A 17,865-nucleotide genomic window follows, 5' to 3' on the forward strand; every position below is an offset into this window, starting at 1 on the left:
ATCACCGCATGCGTGGACGCCCGCGCACGTCGCTAGTTTCGGACGATGACCGGCACACCCGTGGAGACCAGCACCTCCGGCAGCACGCTCGACGCCTACCGCAGAGTGCTCGCGGTGACCGGGCGCCCGCTGCCCGTCGTCTCCTTCCTGGGGCGGCTGCCGGTCGCCGTGATCCAGTTCGGCAGCGTTCTGCTGGTGACGCGGACCAGCGGCTCGCTGGCCACCGGCGGCACGGTCGCCTGCGCGCTCGCCCTCGGCCAGGTCGCCATGGGGCCGTTCGTGGGACGGCTCGCCGACCGGCACGGCCAGCGCCCCGTCGTCCTCGCCTTCGCGCTGGCCAACTCCCTGGCCGTGGCGCTCTACACACTGGGCGCCCTGTACCACCTGCCGACGCCCGCGCTGATCGCCCTGGGCATCGCGGCGGGCGCCACCGTGCCCGGCGTCGGCCCGCTCGCGCGGGCGCGCGGCGTGGCCCTCGTCCGCCGCGACGGCGCCGACGAGCGGGTCGTCGACGCCGTGCTGTCCCTGGAGTCGACCATGGACGAGCTCTCCTTCGTCCTCGGCCCGGCCCTCATCGGCGTCGCCTCGGTGGTCGCCCACCCGGCCTACGCGTTCGGCGCGGCCGCCCTCCTGGTGGCCGTCTGCGGCACCGCCTTCGCCCTGCACCCGACGGCCACCGCCGTGCCGCGCGCGGCCCCGCAGGCGCGGGCCGACCGCGCGAAGCGGGCACGGATGCCGCGCCAGGTCCACGTCGTCCGCGTCGGGCTCGTCCTCCTGGGCGTGCTGCTGGGCGGCTGCGGCGCCGGGATCACCGCGCTCACCCAGGAGCTGGGGCAGGAGAACCAGGCGGGCCTGGTCTACGCCGCGATGGGGGTCATGAGCGCCGTCGTCGGCCTGTCCATGGCGGCGGTGCCGGAACGGTTCACGCTGCCCGCCCGCTGGCGCGTCGCCACGGCCGCCGCCGCGCTGCTGTCCCTGCCGCTGATCGTCACCGGCTCCATGCCGGTGCTGTACGTCGCCGTGACCGTCTTCGGCGCCCTGTTCGCCCCGAACCTCATCACCGGCTTCGGGCTCACCGAACGCGCCGTCCCGCGCGAGCGGCTCGCCGAGGGCATGACGGTCGCCGCGAGCGCGTTCGTCGGCGGGCAGGCCGTCACGCTCGCCGTGGCGGGGCGCCTCGCGCAGGCCCACGGCCCCGCTGCCGCGTTCGCGGTGGGCAGCGCGGCCGCGGGGCTCGCCTTCCTCGTGGCGCTGCGCGTACGCCCCCTCCGGGGCGCCGCCGATCCGGCTACGCGGGCCGTCGCAGCACGGTGAGGCTGCGGCCGGCCAGCGTCAGCCGGTCGCCCGCCTGCACCTTGGGGCCCTCGTCGGCCGGGATCCCGGTGGGCAGCGCCGTGTCGACCACCGTGTGCCACTGCCGTCCGTGGTTGACCGGCACCAGGAACTCCTGCGCCTCCGGATCGGCGTTGAACAGCAGCAGGAACGAGTCGTCCGTGATCCGCTCGCCGCGCGAGCCCGGCTCCGAGATCGCGTTCCCGTTCAGGAACACCGACAGCGCGCGGGCCTGCGCCTCGCCCCAGTCCTCCTGCGTCATCTCCTCGCCCTCCGGGGTGAACCAGGCGATGTCCGACAGCTCGTCGTGGGTCCCCTCGACGGGACGGCCGTGGAAGAAGCGGCGCCTGCGGAAGACCGGATGCTCGCGGCGCAGCCGCACCATCGCGCGCGTGAAGACCAGGAACGGGTCCTCGGGAGCCTTGCCGTCCTCCGATCCGTCCGCCCAGCTCACCCACGCCAGCTCGTTGTCCTGGCAGTAGGCGTTGTTGTTGCCGTTCTGGGTGCGCCCCAGCTCGTCACCGTGGCTGAGCATCGGCACGCCCTGCGACAGCATCAGCGTGGCGACGAAGTTGCGCATCTGGCGCGCCCGCAGATCGAGGATCTGCGGATCGTCCGTCTCGCCCTCCGCCCCGCAGTTCCACGACCGGTTGTGGGACTCGCCGTCGCGGTTGCCCTCGCCGTTGGCGTCGTTGTGCTTGTCGTTGTACGAGACCAGGTCGCGCAGGGTGAAACCGTCGTGGCAGGTCACGAAGTTGATGGACGCCAGCGGCCGGCGGCCGTCGTCCTGGTACAGGTCCGACGAGCCGGTGATCCGGCCCGCGAACTCGGCGAGCGCCCGCGGCTCGCCGCGCCACAGGTCCCTGACCGTGTCGCGGTACTTGCCGTTCCACTCCGTCCACAGCGGCGGGAAGTTGCCCACCTGGTAGCCGCCCTCGCCGACGTCCCACGGCTCCGCGATCAGCTTCACCTGGGAGATCACCGGATCCTGCTGCACCAGGTCGAAGAACGACGACAGCCGGTCCACCTCGTGGAACTGCCGCGCCAGGGTGGCCGCGAGGTCGAAGCGGAACCCGTCGATGTGCATCTCCTCTACCCAGTAGCGCAGCGAATCCATGATCATCTGCAGCACGTGGGGCGACCGCATCAGCAGCGAGTTCCCGGTCCCCGTGGTGTCCATGTAGTAGCGCTGGTCGTCCGTCAGCCGGTAGTACGACGGATTGTCGAGCCCCTTGTAGGAGAGCGTCGGCCCCAGGTGGTTGCCCTCGGCCGTGTGGTTGTAGACCACGTCCAGGATGACCTCGATCCCCGCCTGGTGCAGCGCGCGGACCGCCGACTTGAACTCCAGGACCTGCTCGCCCCGGTCGCCCCAGGAGGCGTACGTGTTGTGCGGGGCGAAGAAGCCGATGGTGTTGTAGCCCCAGTAGTTGTTCAGCTCCATCTCGACCAGCCGGTGGTCGTTGACGAACTGATGGACCGGCATCAACTCCAGCGCCGTGACGCCCAGTTCCGTGAGGTGGTCGATGATCGCCGGATGGGCGAGGGCCGCGTAGGTGCCCCGCAGCTCCTCCGGCAGCTCCGGATGGCGCATCGTCAGGCCCTTCACATGGGCCTCGTAGATCACCGTCTCGTGGTAGTCGGTGCGCGGCGGGCGGTCGTCGCCCCAGTCGAAGTACGGGTTGACCACGACGGACGCCATCATGTGCGGCGCGGAGTCCTGGTCGTTGCGCTCGTCGGGGGAGCCGAAGGGATAGCCGTACACCGACTCGTTCCACTCGATCTTCCCGCTGACCGCGCGCGCGTAGGGGTCGAGCAGCAGTTTCGCCGAGTTGCAGCGCAGACCGTGCTCGGGCTCGTAGGGGCCGTGGGCGCGGTACCCGTACCGCTGCCCCGGCATGATTCCCGGTAGGTAGGCGTGCCGCACGAAGGCGTCCGACTCGCGCAGTTCGACCGCGGTCTCCGACCCGTCGTCGTGCAACAGGCACAGTTCGATGCGGTCGGCGGCCTCCGAGAAGACCGCGAAGTTGGTTCCGGCACCGTCGTACGTGGCACCCAGCGGATACGCCTGTCCAGGCCACACCTGCATGCTGACGACTCTTCCACTTCCGGGCCCGGGGTTCCGGGCGACAACGGTCAGTCTGCCCCGAACATGGCGGAACCAGCCGGGAGTTGTGTCCCTCTTACAGGAAGACCACGCAATACCGGTATGCCCACCGGTGGGACTGCCGGGGACAAAGGGGGAAGATGTGCGCGCGCTAGCAAGACGCCATCTCGGGAAAATCGTGGCGGGAGCGGCCCTCGCGGTCGCCGGGGCCGCGGTGACGGTCGGCCTGAGCCTGCCGCAGGACGACGGGGGAGACGCGGCGAACGCCGCCACCGCGCGGCAGGACGCGGTAGCGCCCGCGGGCCGGATCGAGGCCGCGCCCGCCGAGGGCGAGAAGGGCGTCGGCCGCGATCCGCTGACCGACGCCGAGACCGCGAGGGCGGAGCGGCTCGCCGAGGCCGCGGACGGCCTGCGGATGAACGCACGGGACGCGGAGGGCGACCGAGGCCCCCAGCACCTGTCGACGAACCTGACGGAGGCCGACCCCGACCTGAGCGCCGCCGCCGCGGCCCAGCGCCGGGCCGACGTCGTCCTCTACGACTACCGGACCGACTCGGTCGTCACCCGGACGGTGAACCTGGACACCGGCAAGGTCGAGGACACCGCCACCGACCAGGGCGTACAGCCGCCGCCCAGCCAGGACGAACTGAAGCAGGCCGCCCAGCTCCTGATCGCCGACCCGCTCGGCGCCGGCCTGAAGAGCGACTACAAGGACGCCACCGACAAGCCGCTGACCACGGCCGGCCAACTGCAGCTGAGCGGCATGGTGTTCCGCAAGGAGACCGTCGCGGACGTGCCCTCCGACCTTGCCGCCTGCGGCAGGCACCGCTGCCTGCGCATCGTCGCCAAGGTGAAGAACGGGCCGTGGATCGACACCCGCGCCCTCGTCGTCGACCTGAGCGACCGCACCGTCGGCCGCCTGTCCTGACGACCGGGGCCCGCGCCCCGCCGACCACGTCCGCGCTCTTCTCTCCTGCACAAGGGAGCCCTTCCGTATGCACGTCACGCACGTCAACAGAGTCCGGCGCGCCCGTTTCCGGCCCGCCGCCACCCTCACCGGCCTCACGGGCCTCGCGGTCACCGCGCTGCTCGGCACCGCCCTCGCCACCGCTCCGTCCGCCGTCGCCGGGCCCCAGAAGGCGCCCGCCGCGGCCACGCCCGCCTGCTCGGCCGCGTACCAGATCGAGCAGGTCCTCGACGGCGGCACCACCTGGCGCATGTGCTGGCACTACAACACGCTGTCCGGGCTCGTCCTGGACAACGTCAGCTACCAGCCCAAGAGCGAGCCCAAGCCGATCGCCGTCCTCACCAGTGCCCGCCTCGCGCAGGTCCATGTCCCCTACGACGACGGGGAGGCCGAGTACGACGACATCACCGGCACCGACTTCGGCCAGGCGCTGCAGAACCTGAAGCCGGCCGAGTGCCCCGGCGGCACCATCAAGACCGTCAAGGTCCCCGACATGGGGAACGTCAACGGCCTGTGCACGACCACGCGTGCGCGCGGACACGCGTACCGGCTCAACGACGACGCGTCGACCGGCGGCAACGGCAAGCTCTACAGCGCCCAGGGCAAGGACCTGCTGGTCTACACGGTCAACAAGGCGTCCTGGTACGAGTACATCACCGAGTGGCGCTTCTCCTCCGACGGCACCATCACGTCGAACGTCGGCGCGACCGGCAGCCTCTCCCCGTACGACTACAACGGCACCGACGGCAAGGGCTGGCCCATCGGCAAGGGCGCGACCGCCTACGCCGAGAGCCACAGCCACAACGTCTTCTGGCGGCTCAACTTCGGCCTGGACGGCTCCGCCAAGGCCAAGGTCGAGCAGTACGACTCGAAGGTCACCCCGCCGCGCGGCAACGGCTCGCCGACCACGAAGACCACCCGCACCCCGGTCACCAAGGAACTCGCCGGTGACGTGGCGGACATGCGGTGGTGGCGGGTGGTCTCGACGGCCGGCAAGAACGGGGACGGTCACCCCAGGTCGTACGAGTTCGTGCCCGGCCGCTCCAGCAAGTACCCGGGGCGCTCCTTCACCAAGCACGACGTGTACTTCACCGAGTACAAGAAGTGCGAGCAGTACGCGAGCGACAACCCGTCGGCGAACTGCGGCGGGACAAGTGTGGACAAGTGGGTCTCGGGTCAGACGCTCACGCACCCGATCACCTGGGTCAACATCGGGTTCCACCACATCGCCCGTGACGAGGACCAGCAGCCCATGCCGGTCCACTGGCAGGGCTTCTCCATCGCCCCCAGGGACGTGACCGCTATGAATCCGCTCACTCCCGCGGATCTGGCCGGACAGAACGGCGTTCCCGGAAACGGCAGTTGAGAAACTCACCGGTCCATCCGGCTGCACCGCCCGCCGCTCCCGGAGTACCCTTCCTTGATCGTTGCTGGGGGAGTGCTCGACATAGCTCGGGGGAGCGGAAGGCGGTGCGGAGCGGGTGAGCTCGGGTGGTCTGGAGCTGCCCCCTGGTGACGACGGTCACGAGGGTCAAGGAGGGCAGGGGGCAGGCTCATCGGACATCCCGCCCGGAGCGGTGTCACTGGCTCGGCCCATGGATGTGGGATCGCAGATCGGACCCGAACTGGACTGGGGTGCCGACGCCTGGCGCGAGGTCCGTACGCGTGCCCAACGAGCCGGGCGCGCCTACATCTGGCTGAACCTGGTCGAGCAGCGGCTGCGGGCCGTGGTCGCGGCCGTGCTGCGCCCCATCTACGAACCGGTGAACGGGGACGACTGGGTCGTCGCCGCCGCCGGGCCCGCCGGGCAGGAGTGGGTGCAGCGCGCCGTCGCCGTGCGCGAGGTCAGCCGCCGCAAGGGCTACCTCCTCGACCCGGCGGACGACAACGTCCTGTCGTTCCTGACCCTGCCCCAGCTGCGCGAGCTGATGGTGCAGCACTGGCCGTGCTTCGAGCCGTACTTCGACGACCGGCGCGACGTCGAGCTCGCCCTCGACGAGCTGGAGGTCACGCGCAACGTGGTCTCCCGCAACCGCGCCCTGTCCGAGACGGTCCTCGCCCAGGCCGAGCGCGCCTCGGCCCGGCTCCTGGAGATGCTCGGCGCCGGATCCGACGTCCCCTCCGCCCGCCGGCTGCCCATCGACGCGGTCGAGGACCTGGTCGGCGACCGGTACGCGGACGTGGTCGGCGTCCACTCCGACCGGGTGCGGCTGCTGCGCCAGTTCCCCGCCGAGGACCTCTTCGGCGGGGCGCGCCGCCTCGACGCCATCGGGATCGGCCTGAACCTGCTGGTGCAGAACTTCTCGGGGCGGCGGCTCGTGCGGCTCGCCGAGTCCGGCTGCAGGACCCGGCTGCTGTTCCTCAACCCGGCCTCCAGCGCCGTCAAGCGGCGGGAGCGGGAACTGGGAATCAAGCGCGGCGAGTTGAGCCGCGCCGTCGAGATGAACATCCTGCACATGCGCCGGGTGCGGGCCCGGCTGAAGGACCCAGGGGCGTTCGAGATCCAGGTCTTCGACGAGACACCGCGCTTCACCGCCTACCTTGTCGACGGCGACGGCTCGGACGGCATCGCCGTCGTCCAGTCGTACCTGCGCCGCACCCGGGGGATGGAGGCGCCGGTCCTCGTGCTGCGCGGCGGCGGCCGCGTGGTGAGGTCGGGACACTCGGCCGACACAGGCGAGAACGGACTTTTCGTGACGTACCGCGACGAGTTCGAGCAGGCGTGGGCAGACGGGCGCCCGGTGTCGTAGCGGGACCGGGCCGCGGACCGATTGTCAGTGGCGCATGCGATCGTGGTGGTCATTGGGGGAACGCACCACGAGAGAGGGGGCAGCCATGGGCTGGCACCGAGAGCTGTTGGTCGGCTTCGACCTGGAGACGACCGGGACGGATCCGCGCGAGGCGCGCATCGTCACGGGCGCCGTCATCGAGGTCAGGGACGGCACGGTCCTCGGCCACCGGACGTGGCTGGCCGACCCGGGCGTCCCGATCCCGGACGAGGCCGTCGCGGTCCACGGGATCAGCACCGAGCGCGCGAGCGCCGAGGGCGAGCCGGCCGACCGGGTCGCGGACGCCATCGCCGAGGCCCTCGTCGGTTACTGGCGCACGGGCGTCCCGGTGGTCGCGTACAACGCGACGTTCGATCTGACGCTGCTCTCCGCCGAGTTGGCCCGGTACGGGCTGCCCTCACTGCGCGAGCGCCTCGGCGGCGCCGAGCCCGCCCCGGTCGTCGACCCGTACACGATCGACCGCCGCGTCGACCGCTACCGCCGCGGCAAGCGCAACCTCGAAGCGGTCTGCACCGAGTACGGCGTCACGCTCGACTCGGCACACGACGCCTCCGCGGACGCCCTGGCCGCGACACTGCTGGCCCGCGCGATAGGCGAGCGCCACACCAAGGTCGCCGCACTGGGCGCCGCCGAACTGCACCGCCGGCAGGTGGAGTGGTACGCGGACTGGGCGACCGACTTCCAGACCTTCCTCCGCAAAAAGGGCGAGAAGGACGCGGTGGTGGACCCGACATGGCCGATACGAGCCCATCAGCCCAGCCCGGTCCCGCAGCAATCCAGCCCGGTTCCGCATAAATCCAGCCCGTCCGGCGTTTGAGGACTGGGGGTCCGGGGGCGAAGCCCCCGTGCCACGGCGGGGAACCCGCCCACGAGCCCCGCACCTAGAAGGGATACCACCGCACAGAGGCATCCCCGTCCCGCAGCGAAGCGACCCGCCGCCGAAACTCCACCAACGCCTTGGGGTTGCCCGGCGCATGCTGGGCGACCCACGCACAGGACGCGGTCTCCCGGGCCCCGCGCAGCACGGCACACCCGTCCCACTCCCGCACATCCCACCCGTACGCCTCGACGAACCCGTCATAAGCCGCCGCAGGCAGCCCGTACCGGTCGCGCGACAGCGCCATGACCACCAGATCGTGCTCCCGGAAATCCGCGGAGAACGTCTCCAGGTCGACCAGGACCGGCCCCTCGGGCCCGATGTGCACATTGCGGGGCAGCGCGTCACCGTGGATCGGCCCGACGGGCAGCCGCGGGGTCAGCGCGGCGGCCGCCGAGGCGAACCCGTCGCGCCGCTCGCGCAGATAGTCCGCGTCGGCCGGGTCGATGGCGTCACCGGCGAGCCGCAGCCAGCGCTCGACCCCGCCGAGCAGTTCGCGGCGGGGCAGCTCGAAGCCCGTGGGCGCGGGCAGCGCGTGCACCAGCTTCAGGAGTTCGGCGAGATCGCGGGGTTCGGCCGGGCGCAGGGCCGCCGGGACGCGGTGCCAGAGCGTCACCGGGTGCCCGTCGACGACCAGCACCTCGTCCTTGGCGGCGCGCACCGCGGGGACCCCGTGCTCGGCGAGGTAGGAGGCGACGGCCACCTCGCGGCGGGCCCGGTCGAGGAGTTCCGGCGCCTGCTCGGTGCTGCGGCCGACCTTGACGACGAGGTCGCCCGCGCCGAAGACCGCGTTCTCACCGAGGGCGAGCAGCTCCGCGCCGCCCGCCGCGTCGCCGATCCCCGCCCGCGCCAGCACGTCCCGTGCCCGTGCCTCGTCCATCTCGTGCCTCCCGCGTTCCAGCTGGTACCGGCCCAGTCTCGCACCCGGCCGCGCGGTGGACGGCGCGGGCCGGTGCGGATCCCGGTCCCGGTGACGGCGCCGGCAGCTCCCCTCATCATCTGGTTGCACGAGACGTATCGTCTCGCTTACGGTGAACGCATGACGCACCCGGAACACACCCAGGACAGCAAGCGCGCCCACATCGCCATGTTCTCCATCGCCGCCCACGGGCACGTGAACCCGAGTCTGGAAGTGATCCGGGAACTCGTGGCCCGCGGGCACCGCGTGACGTACGCGATCCCGCACCTCTTCGTGGACAAGGTCGCCGCGACCGGCGCCGAGCCGGTCCCGTACCGCACCACGCTGCCCGGCCCCGACGACGACCCGGCGGCGTGGGGCACCACCCTGCTCGACAACGTCGAGCCGTTCCTGAACGACGCGATCCAGGTGCTGCCGCAGCTCATCGAGGCGTACGAGGGTGAGGGCGGGGCCGGCGTGCCCGACCTCGTGATCCACGACATCACCTCGTACCCGGCGATCGTGCTCGCCCGCCGCTGGGGCGTGCCCGCGGTCTCCCTCTCGCCGAACCTCGTGGCCTGGGACGGATACGAGGAGGAGGTCGCCGAGCCCATGTGGGCCGAGCCCAGGAGGACCGAGCGCGGTCGGGCGTACTACGGGAAGTTCACCGCCTGGCTGCGGGAGAACGGGATCGCGGACCACCCCGACCCGTTCGTCGGGCGCCCGCCGCGCTCCCTCGTGCTCATCCCCAGGGCGCTGCAGCCCCACGCCGACCGGGTCGACACCTCGCGGTACAGCTTCGTCGGCGCCTGCCGGGGCGACCGGTCCGTGCAGGGCGACTGGCGGCGGCCGGACGACGCCGAGCGAGTGCTGCTCGTGTCGCTCGGCTCGTCGTTCACCAAGCAGCCGGACTTCTACCGGGAGTGCGTGAAGGCGTTCGGCGATCTGCCGGGCTGGCACGTCGTGCTCCAGGTCGGCAAGCACATCACCGCCGACGACCTCGGGCCGGTCCCGGCGAACGTGGAGGTACGGAACTGGGTGCCGCAGACGGCGGTCCTGGAGCAGGCCGACGCCTTCATCACGCACGCCGGCGCGGGCGGCAGCCAGGAGGGGCTCGCCTCCGCCACCCCGATGGTCTGCGTACCGCAGGCCGTCGACCAGTTCGGGAACGCCGATGTGCTCCAGGCGCTCGGAGTCGCCCGGCACGTCCCCAAGGAGGAGGCCACGGCGGACACCCTGCGCGAGGCCGTCCTCGCGCTCGTCGACGACCCTGGCGTGGCGCGGCGCCTCGCCGATGTCCAGCGGGAGATGGCCGAGGAAGGCGGCACCCCGCGCGCCGCCGACCTCATCGAGGCGGAACTGGGCCGACGGAATGCGGGGCCCGCCGGTTCCATTCGTCCGTGAAAGAGATGTGTGTATGCGGTAACGAGCAGGGCTCTGAATAACGCTCGGGTAACGCCGGGTCGGCGGGGCATACCCGTTGACCTGGCTACCACCCCTGACCGTTACCCCATATGAAAGGTTGTGCAGAACTTCTCTTGAACTTGGTAAGAAGACTTTCTTAGCGTGAGGTGAACCTGCTCTGACATTTTGAAAGTTGGCGCCCCCATGCCCCGAGACATACCGCCACTGTCCGACGTGCGTCGGCTCACGCAGAAGAAGCGTGACGCGTGGTGGACCGTGCTGCTCGTCGACCCGGTCGCGACGCCGCTCGTGCGGCTCACTGCCCGGTGGACACGCATCACGCCGAACCAGATCACGTGGGGCGCGCTCATCCTGGGCCTCGGCGCGGCCGGCTGCTTCGCGATGGGGGACTGGCGCTGGCTGATCGCCGGTGCCGTCATCTACCACCTGAGCTTCATCCTCGACTGCATGGACGGCAAGGTCGCCCGGCTGACCGGACAGGGCTCCGTGTTCGGCGCCTGGCTCGACTACATCTTCGACCGGGTCCGCGTCATGGCCTGCGCCGTCGCCCTGATGGGCGGCCAGTACCACCGCACCGGCGACATCTGGTACGTGTGGCTCGCCGTGGCCGTCGTCTTCCTCGACGGTCTGCGGTACCTGAACGCGCTGGAGATCTTCAAGACCCGGCACAACATGCGCAAGAAGATCAAGGCCCATGTCCGGGCCGCCCGCCGCGCGCAGAACGAGCAGAGCCTCGCCTTCATGGAGGACCTGCTGCGGGCCAACCCGTCCGCCGACATCGAGCAGGACCTGACCGGCGCCGCCGCCGACGCCCAGACGGGCGTCGACGAGGACGGCGACGTCGTGGAGGCGCGGCGCGAGGCCGACGAGCCGGAGACGTCGGAGCAGGCTCCCAAGCGCCAGGTCGTCGACCTGCACCAGGAGTTCCGCAGCCGCTTCCCGACCTACCTGCGACTGCGTTCCTTCCTGCTGCGCCACCGGATCCGCACCCACCTGATCAGCGGCATCGAGTTCCAGATGGCCGTCTTCATCGTCGGCCCGCTGATCGACCAGGTGATCGGCACCACCATCGTGGCCGGTGCGCTGCTGCTCGTCTTCGAACTCGCCATCGTCTACAAGCTGCTGCTGTCCACCCGCGACTTCGGCCGCACCCTCGAGACGTTCGAGCGGGAGGCGGCCCAGCGGCAGGAAGCCCTGGAGGCGCAGGAAGCCCAGGAAGCCCACGAAGCGCAGGAAGTCCGGAAGGACGGCGTGCCCACCGCCGTCTGACGCGGCGGGCACACCGTCCCGGGGTGGGGCGGGAGCGGCGGTCGTCAGACGCGCAGCTCCTCGCCCCCCTTGGCGGCCGCCACGGGCGCCGGGGCGGGCGCGGGCGGCTCGTCGTGCGTCAGGTCCGGCATCCGGCGCAGCCACCTCGGCAGGTACCAGTTGCGGTCGCCGAGCAGCGCCATCACGGCCGGCAGCAGCACACCGCGGATGACGGTCGCGTCGATCAGGACGGCCGCCGCGAGGCCCACGCCCATCTGCTTCATCGACTGCATGGACAGCGTGCCGAAGATCGAGAAGACGGCGACCATGATGACGGCGGCACTGGTGACCACGCCCGCGGTCGTCACGACACCGTGCCGGATCGCCTCGGTGTTGTTCCGCCCCTGAAGCCGCGCCTCCTTGATCCGCGACACCACGAACACGTGGTAGTCCATCGACAGGCCGAACAGGATCACGAACAGGAACAGCGGCAGCCAGGAGATGATCGCCCCGACCCCCTCCGCGCCGACCAGGGACGCGCCCCAGCCGTGCTGGAAGACGGCGACGAGAATCCCGTAGGCGGCGCCCACGCTCAGCAGGTTGAGCGCGATCGAGGTGATCGCGACGGTCAGCGAGCGGAACGACAGCAGCATCAGCAGGAAGGCGAAGGCGACCACGAAGGCGAAGACCGGGACGACCGAGCCGACGATCTGGTCGTTGAAGTCCTTCGACCCGGCGACCTGGCCGGTGATCGGCGCCTCGACACCGTCGACCTTGCCGAGCGTGTCCGGCCGCACCTGGTCCCGCAGCAGCGCGAGGCTCTTCTCCGCCCTGCCTTGGTCGGAGCCGCCGACCAGCGGTACGGAGACGAACGCGACGTTCCGCGCCGCGTGCACCGTCACCTCGACCGGGCCGCGCGAGGCACCCGAACTCACCGCACGGGTACGGAAGTCGGCGATCGCCGAGCGCACCGCGGGGGCGTTGATGTCATCGGCGCGGACGACCACCTCGGCCGGTTCGGAGCCGCCCGGGAACGCCGCGTTGACCCGGTCGTACGTCGCCACGATCGGCAGCGAGTCGCCGAACTCCTGGTCCAGGGTGAGGTTCTGGGTCTTCATGCCCAGCGCAGGCGCGGCGACCGCGAGCAGCGCGCAGACCGCGACGGCCACCGCGACGGCGGGCCGCTTGAGCACGACGCCCAGGACGCGGTTCCAGAACCGGCTGCCGCTCTCGCCGCCCGGACCGCCCCGCCGCTTGTCCGGGTGCAGGAAGGGGATGCGGCCCTTCTCGACGCGCTCGCCGAGCAGCGACAGCAGCGCGGGCAGCACGGTGACCGAGCCGACCATCGCCACCGCGACCACCATCAGCGAGGCGAGCCCCATCGCCTGGAACTCGGCGATGCCGGTAAACAGCATGCCCGCCATCGCCACGCACACCGTGACGCCGGAGACGATGATGGCCCGCCCGCTGGTGGCCGCCGCGATCCGCAGCGCGGCTCCCGCGTCGTGGCCCTTCATCCGCTCCTCGCGCTCGCGGCGCAGATAGAACAGGCAGTAGTCGACGCCGACCGCCAACCCCACCAGCAGCATCACGGAGTTGGCGGTGTCGCTCATCGGCTGGAGGTGGCTGACGATCGCCATCAGGCCCATCGTCGCCATGATCGCGGTGACCGCCAGCGCCACCGGCAGCAGCGCCGCGACGAGCGCGCCGAACGCGATCAGCAGGATGCCGAGCGCCACCGGCACGGCCGAGTACTCCGCCCGCTGGAAGTCGTCGCCGAAGGCGTCGTCGAACGTCTTGTTCATGCTCGCCGCGCCGATCTCCTCGATCCGCAGCGAGCCGTGGTCGGCCGCGACGCCCGCGACGGCCTTCTGGACCGGCTCGACCCGGTCCGACGCCGTCTCGGGGTCGCCCCGCATGTCGAACCGGACGAGCGCGGTGCGGCCGTCCTTCGAGACCGACGGTGCCTGGGCGGCGTAGGGGGAGCGGACGTTCGTGACCGCGCCGGTGCCCTCGACGGCCTTGACGACGTCCTCGACCGCCTTCTTGAACTCCGTTGCTGTGGAGCGGAGTTGGCCGCTCCTGGCCTGTACGAGCACTGTCTCGCCGGCCGGCTCGTCGATGTCCGCCCGGTCGATGATCTGCTGGGCCCGGCCGGTCTCGCCGCTCAGCTGGTCGCTCTCCCTGACGTCGACACGGCCCGCCGCGTTCCCGATGCCCATCGCCAGGACGACGAACAGCACCCAGATCCCCACCGCCGCCCATCGATGACGGGCGCTCCATCCGCCGGCCCTGGCCGCGACACCGCGCACCCGGCCGTCCTGCCGTTCCCCGTTCCTCGCCATGAGGTCACCTCCGGATTCGAAGGTATGGGCGGCGTAAGCGCGCTTCGTCGTACTGCCCGGTGAAGTGGGGATGGTCCGGGTCGGCGCAGAGGATGACGAACGCCCCTTACATCTATAGGGGGTTGATGTGTCCGGTTTGTTATTACAGAACCTTGTTGAAAAAGTCACAGCTGTATGAAGGTCTTGATCTGGTCGCGTCAATCGGTCAGGGTTTCGTCTCAACCCCCGGAGATCTTCCGGAGATTGCCGGAGGCTGCACCAAATTGCGCGCCCCCACGCGCGTAGATGCCACACAACCCCCCACACACCACGAGGAGTTCACTCTTCATGGCACTTCACAAGCGTGCGCGTTCGATGAAGCTCACCGCCGCCATAGCCACGGCGGCGACCGCCGTCGGTGTCACCGTCTTCACCGGCGGCTTCGCGGGCGCCGCCGCCCCGGCCCAGGGCAAGGTGTACGGCCTCGACGCCAAGGGCGCCGTGGCCGGCAGCTACATCGTGCTGCTCGACCAGAAGGCGAACACCGCCGCCAAGAAGGACCTCGCCAAGGAGTACGGCGGCACCTTCCGCCGCACCTACGACTCGGCCGTCAACGGCTTCTCGGTCAACGGCCTCTCGGAGACCGAGGCCAAGCGGCTCGCCGCCGACAAGTCCGTCGGGAAGGTCGTCCAGAACAAGAAGTTCCACACCACCGCCACCCAGGACAACCCGCCGTCGTGGGGCCTGGACCGCATCGACCAGACGGAGACCGCGGGCGACGGGAAGTACGCCTACCCCGACAGCGCCGGTGAGGGCGTCACCGCGTACGTCATCGACACCGGCGTCCGCATCAGCCACAAGGACTTCGGCGGCCGCGCCTCCTACGGCTTCGACGCCGTCGACAACGACGACAGCGCCGACGACGGCAACGGGCACGGCACGCACGTCGCCGGCACCATCGCCGGTGACGCGCACGGCGTCGCCAAGAAGGCGAAGATCGTCGCCGTCCGCGTCCTCGACGACCAGGGCTCCGGCACCACCGAGCAGGTCGTCGCGGGCATCGACTGGGTCACCGAGCACCACTCCGGCCCGTCCGTCGCGAACATGTCGCTCGGCGGCGGCGTGGACGAGGCGCTGGACGCCGCGGTGAAGAAGTCGATCGACTCCGGCGTCACCTACGCGGTCGCGGCCGGAAACGAGTCGACGGACGCGTCCTCCAGCTCCCCGGCCCGCGTCCCCGAGGCCATCACCGTCGCCTCCTCCACCAAGGACGACGAGCAGTCCGACTTCTCCAACTACGGCGAGGGCGTGGACATCTACGCCCCCGGCTCGGACATCACCTCCGACTGGAACACCGGCGACGACGCCACCAACACCATCTCCGGTACGTCGATGGCGACCCCGCACGTCGTGGGCGCCGCCGCCGTCTACCTCGGCGGGCACCCGGACGCGGCCCCCGCCGACGTCGCCACGGCGCTGACCGGCGGAGCCACCGCGGACGCCATCACGAACGCCACCGAAGGCACCCCGAACAAGCTCCTGAAGATCGTCGAGTAGGCCCACCGGGTCCCCTCGGGCCCCTTTGTGCCGGCGGCCGTCGTGCCCACCCCCACGGGGCGCGACGGCCGCCTTATCGTGTGCGCATGACGATCACCCGGTACGCGGCGCTGCTGCGCGGCATCAACGTCGGCGGCAACAAGAAGGTCCCGATGGCGCAACTGCGCCCGCTCGTCCAAGGGTTGGGCCTCCGTGACGTCACGACGTATCTGCAGAGCGGCAACGTGACCTTCGCGGCCGGGAGCGGCGACGAGGACTCCCTCGCCGCGGCGATCACCCGGGCGATCGCCGACACCTTCGGCTTCCCGGTCGACGTCCTCGTCCGCGACCACGCCTACCTGGCGGCCGTCAGGGACGCCTGCCCGTTCCCCGCCGCCGAGCTGGAGGCCAAGCAGCTGCACGTCACGTACCTGTCGCAGGCGCCGGACCCGGACCGGTACGCCGGGATCGATCCGTCCGCCCACGCGCCCGAGGACTTCCGGCTCGGCGACCGCGCCCTCTACCTCTACGCGCCCGACGGGCTCGGCCGGTCCAGGCTCGCCGAACAGCTGGCCCGGCCCGCCGTGCAGAAGGGCCTGATCGCGACGAGCCGCAACTGGAACACCGTCGTCAAGCTGGTGGAGCTCACGCGTCCGGCGTCGTGAGCGCGTCGAGCCGGGCCATGTCACCTTCGGTGAGCCGGAGTTCGGCCGCCGCGACGTTCTCCTCCAGGTGCGCCACGGTCCCCGTGCCCGGCGTCGGGCACAGTACGGGGGAGTGGTGCAGCAGCCAGGCGAGCGCGACCTGCGACGGCGTCGCGCCGTGCGCCGCCGCGATGTCCGTCAGCTCCTGATGATCCGTCAGCGAGCCGTTGCCCAGCGGGAACCAGGGCAGGAACGCGATGCCCCGCGCCTCGCACAGTCGCAGCAGCGGCTCCGAGACGCGGTCCAGGACGTTGTAGCGGTTCTGCACCGAGACGATCGGCACGATGTCCAGGTCGACGGCCTCCTGGAGCTGCTCGGCCCGCACGGAGTCGAGGCCCACGTGCCGGATCTTCCCCTCGTCCCGCAGCTCGCGCAACACCCCGAGCTGGTCGGCGAGCGGCACGTCCGGGTCGATCCGGTGCAGCTGGTACAGGTCGATGCGCTCCCGCCGCAGCCGCCGCAGGCTCGCCTCACAGGTCTCGCGCAGCCAGGCCGGGCTGCCGTCGACGTGCCACGCCTGCGCCGAGGTGCGCACGCAGCCGCCCTTGGTGGCGATCACCAGATCGTCCGCATAAGGATGCAGCGCGGCGGCGACCCGCTCCTCCGCGATGCCGGGGCCGTAGTTGTCGGCGGTGTCGATGAGCGTCACGCCCAGCTCCACGGCCCGGCGCAGCACGGCCGTCGCGTTCGCGTCGCTGCCCCGCGGCCCCCAGGCGCCCTGCCCGGTGAGATGCACGGTGCCGTAGCCGAGGCGGCGTACGGGCAGGTCGGAGCCGATGGTGAGCGTCGTCCGCGGGGCCGTGTGCGTCATGGGGCGACGGTAACCGATGGCCTGTGCATCTGGTTCGGTGGGCCGTGCTGTGCCAGGGCCGCCCGCCCGGGGGCGACCCCGATCGCGGAGCCGGCCGCGGCGGTCGACGACCGGATCCAGGCGGCCCAGAGCCTGTCCTCGTAGATCCCTGTCGCGTTTGTTCAAGAGGGGCCGGGGCCCGCGCTCGTACCGTCGACGGCATGGAAGAACGCAGGGACACCATCCAGCCCCACCTGATCGAATGCGCCACCGAGGCGGCCCGTGTCGCGGCGGCCGTCAAGCCCGACCGGCTCGGCGCGGCCTCCGGCTGCGGCGACTGGGACGTGCGCACCCTCGTCAACCACTGGGTCGCCTACACCGGCGACGGCATGCTGCACCGGGCGCGCCGCGAACCGCTCCCCGAGGACCTGGCGGACCGCGACTTCACCGCCGCCGACGACTGGGCCGAGCGGTACGCGGACCGGCTCGACGAGGCCGTCGCCGCGTGGTCCGAACCGGCCGTCTGGGAGGGCGACACGGACCTCGGCCACGCCACCCAGCCCGCGGCGGAGGTCGCCGCGCTGCTCTGGGCCGAACTCGTCCTGCACGGCTGGGACGTGGCCCGCGCCACCGGCCAGGAGTTCCACGTCTCCGACGGCGCCGCCGCGCTGCTCCTGCACGTCGTCGAGAAGAACGCCGCCCTCTACCGGCAGTACGAGGGCTTCGCCGACCCCGTGCCGCTGCCCGACGGCGCCTCCGTGTACGCGCGGGCCCTCGCGCTCAGCGGACGCGACCCCCGCCCCCTGATGAATAGCCCACTCGAATGAGGCAGAAATGGACCACTGGCCGGGGCCACCCGGCGGCTAACTTC

The 17,865-nt window shown here is 71.2% G+C and carries 14 protein-coding genes; 10 read left to right on the forward strand and 4 right to left on the reverse strand.

Going from position 1 to position 17,865, the window contains the following annotated elements:
• Positions 1 to 45: 45 nt before the first annotated feature.
• The gene (locus tag ABII15_RS29990; RefSeq protein ID WP_353945384.1) at positions 46 to 1,314 is read left to right on the forward strand and encodes an MFS transporter; all 1,269 of its coding nucleotides are present in this window, start codon (positions 46 to 48) and stop codon (positions 1,312 to 1,314) included.
• Here the strand turns inward: ABII15_RS29990 and glgX are convergent.
• Positions 1,289 to 3,418, reverse strand: coding sequence for a glycogen debranching protein GlgX (gene glgX, locus ABII15_RS29995; protein ID WP_353945385.1), 2,130 nt, complete (start codon positions 3,416 to 3,418; stop codon positions 1,289 to 1,291). The two genes, ABII15_RS29990 and glgX, sit on opposite strands and share 26 nt — an antisense overlap.
• Before the next feature lie 196 nt (positions 3,419 to 3,614).
• Between glgX and ABII15_RS30000 the strand changes: the two genes are divergently transcribed.
• From ABII15_RS30000 to ABII15_RS30015, 4 genes are all read left to right on the forward strand, one after another.
• Positions 3,615 to 4,364: a Tat pathway signal sequence domain protein gene (locus ABII15_RS30000; RefSeq protein WP_353945386.1), complete on the forward strand. Its 750-nt coding sequence runs from the start codon at positions 3,615 to 3,617 to the stop codon at positions 4,362 to 4,364.
• Positions 4,365 to 4,431: 67 nt separating this feature from the next.
• The gene (locus ABII15_RS30005) at positions 4,432 to 5,769 is read left to right on the forward strand and encodes a copper amine oxidase (protein ID WP_353945387.1); all 1,338 of its coding nucleotides are present in this window, start codon (positions 4,432 to 4,434) and stop codon (positions 5,767 to 5,769) included.
• A gap of 115 nt (positions 5,770 to 5,884) precedes the next feature.
• Positions 5,885 to 7,153, forward strand: a complete 1,269-nt coding sequence (locus ABII15_RS30010; RefSeq protein WP_353945388.1) for an SAV2148 family HEPN domain-containing protein — start codon at positions 5,885 to 5,887, stop codon at positions 7,151 to 7,153.
• An 85-nt stretch (positions 7,154 to 7,238) separates the two neighbouring features.
• Entirely contained in the window at positions 7,239 to 8,009 is a 771-nt protein-coding gene (locus ABII15_RS30015) for a 3'-5' exonuclease (protein WP_353945389.1), read from the forward strand.
• A gap of 64 nt (positions 8,010 to 8,073) precedes the next feature.
• Here the strand turns inward: ABII15_RS30015 and ABII15_RS30020 are convergent, their stop codons facing one another.
• Positions 8,074 to 8,949 carry an aminoglycoside phosphotransferase family protein gene (locus ABII15_RS30020; RefSeq protein WP_353945390.1) on the reverse strand — a complete coding sequence of 292 codons (876 nt, stop codon included), beginning with the start codon at positions 8,947 to 8,949 and terminating at the stop codon, positions 8,074 to 8,076.
• 159 nt (positions 8,950 to 9,108) lie between these two features.
• Between ABII15_RS30020 and mgt the strand changes: the two genes are divergently transcribed.
• A complete protein-coding gene (gene mgt / locus ABII15_RS30025) occupies positions 9,109 to 10,371 on the forward strand; it encodes a macrolide-inactivating glycosyltransferase (RefSeq protein ID WP_353945391.1) in 1,263 nt (420 codons plus the stop codon).
• 204 nt (positions 10,372 to 10,575) lie between these two features.
• Entirely contained in the window at positions 10,576 to 11,661 is a 1,086-nt protein-coding gene (locus ABII15_RS30030) for a CDP-alcohol phosphatidyltransferase family protein (protein ID WP_353945392.1), read from the forward strand.
• Between the two features lie 44 nt (positions 11,662 to 11,705).
• Here the strand turns inward: ABII15_RS30030 and ABII15_RS30035 are convergent, their stop codons facing one another.
• Complete coding sequence (locus tag ABII15_RS30035) at positions 11,706 to 13,985, reverse strand: MMPL family transporter (protein ID WP_353945393.1); 2,280 nt, start codon at positions 13,983 to 13,985, stop codon at positions 11,706 to 11,708.
• A gap of 327 nt (positions 13,986 to 14,312) precedes the next feature.
• Here ABII15_RS30035 and ABII15_RS30040 point away from each other — a divergent pair, with 327 nt between their 5' ends.
• Together ABII15_RS30040 and ABII15_RS30045 are read left to right on the forward strand one after the other, a co-directional pair.
• Positions 14,313 to 15,521: a S8 family serine peptidase gene (locus ABII15_RS30040; protein ID WP_353945394.1), complete on the forward strand. Its 1,209-nt coding sequence runs from the start codon at positions 14,313 to 14,315 to the stop codon at positions 15,519 to 15,521.
• A gap of 86 nt (positions 15,522 to 15,607) precedes the next feature.
• On the forward strand, positions 15,608 to 16,165 hold the full coding sequence (locus tag ABII15_RS30045) for a DUF1697 domain-containing protein (protein ID WP_353945395.1): 558 nt from the start codon (positions 15,608 to 15,610) through the stop codon (positions 16,163 to 16,165).
• Here ABII15_RS30045 and ABII15_RS30050 read toward each other — a convergent pair.
• Positions 16,146 to 17,015 (reverse strand): aldo/keto reductase, encoded by an 870-nt coding sequence (locus ABII15_RS30050; RefSeq protein ID WP_353945396.1) that lies wholly within the window; start codon positions 17,013 to 17,015, stop codon positions 16,146 to 16,148. The genes ABII15_RS30045 and ABII15_RS30050 overlap by 20 nt on opposite strands.
• A 200-nt stretch (positions 17,016 to 17,215) precedes the next feature.
• Here ABII15_RS30050 and ABII15_RS30055 point away from each other — a divergent pair, with 200 nt between their 5' ends.
• The gene (locus ABII15_RS30055) at positions 17,216 to 17,821 is read left to right on the forward strand and encodes a TIGR03086 family metal-binding protein (protein WP_353945397.1); all 606 of its coding nucleotides are present in this window, start codon (positions 17,216 to 17,218) and stop codon (positions 17,819 to 17,821) included.
• The last annotated feature ends 44 nt before the right edge of the window (positions 17,822 to 17,865 follow it).

The organism is Streptomyces sp. HUAS MG91, assembly GCF_040529335.1.
Lineage (GTDB): Bacteria > Actinomycetota > Actinomycetes > Streptomycetales > Streptomycetaceae > Streptomyces > Streptomyces tabacisoli.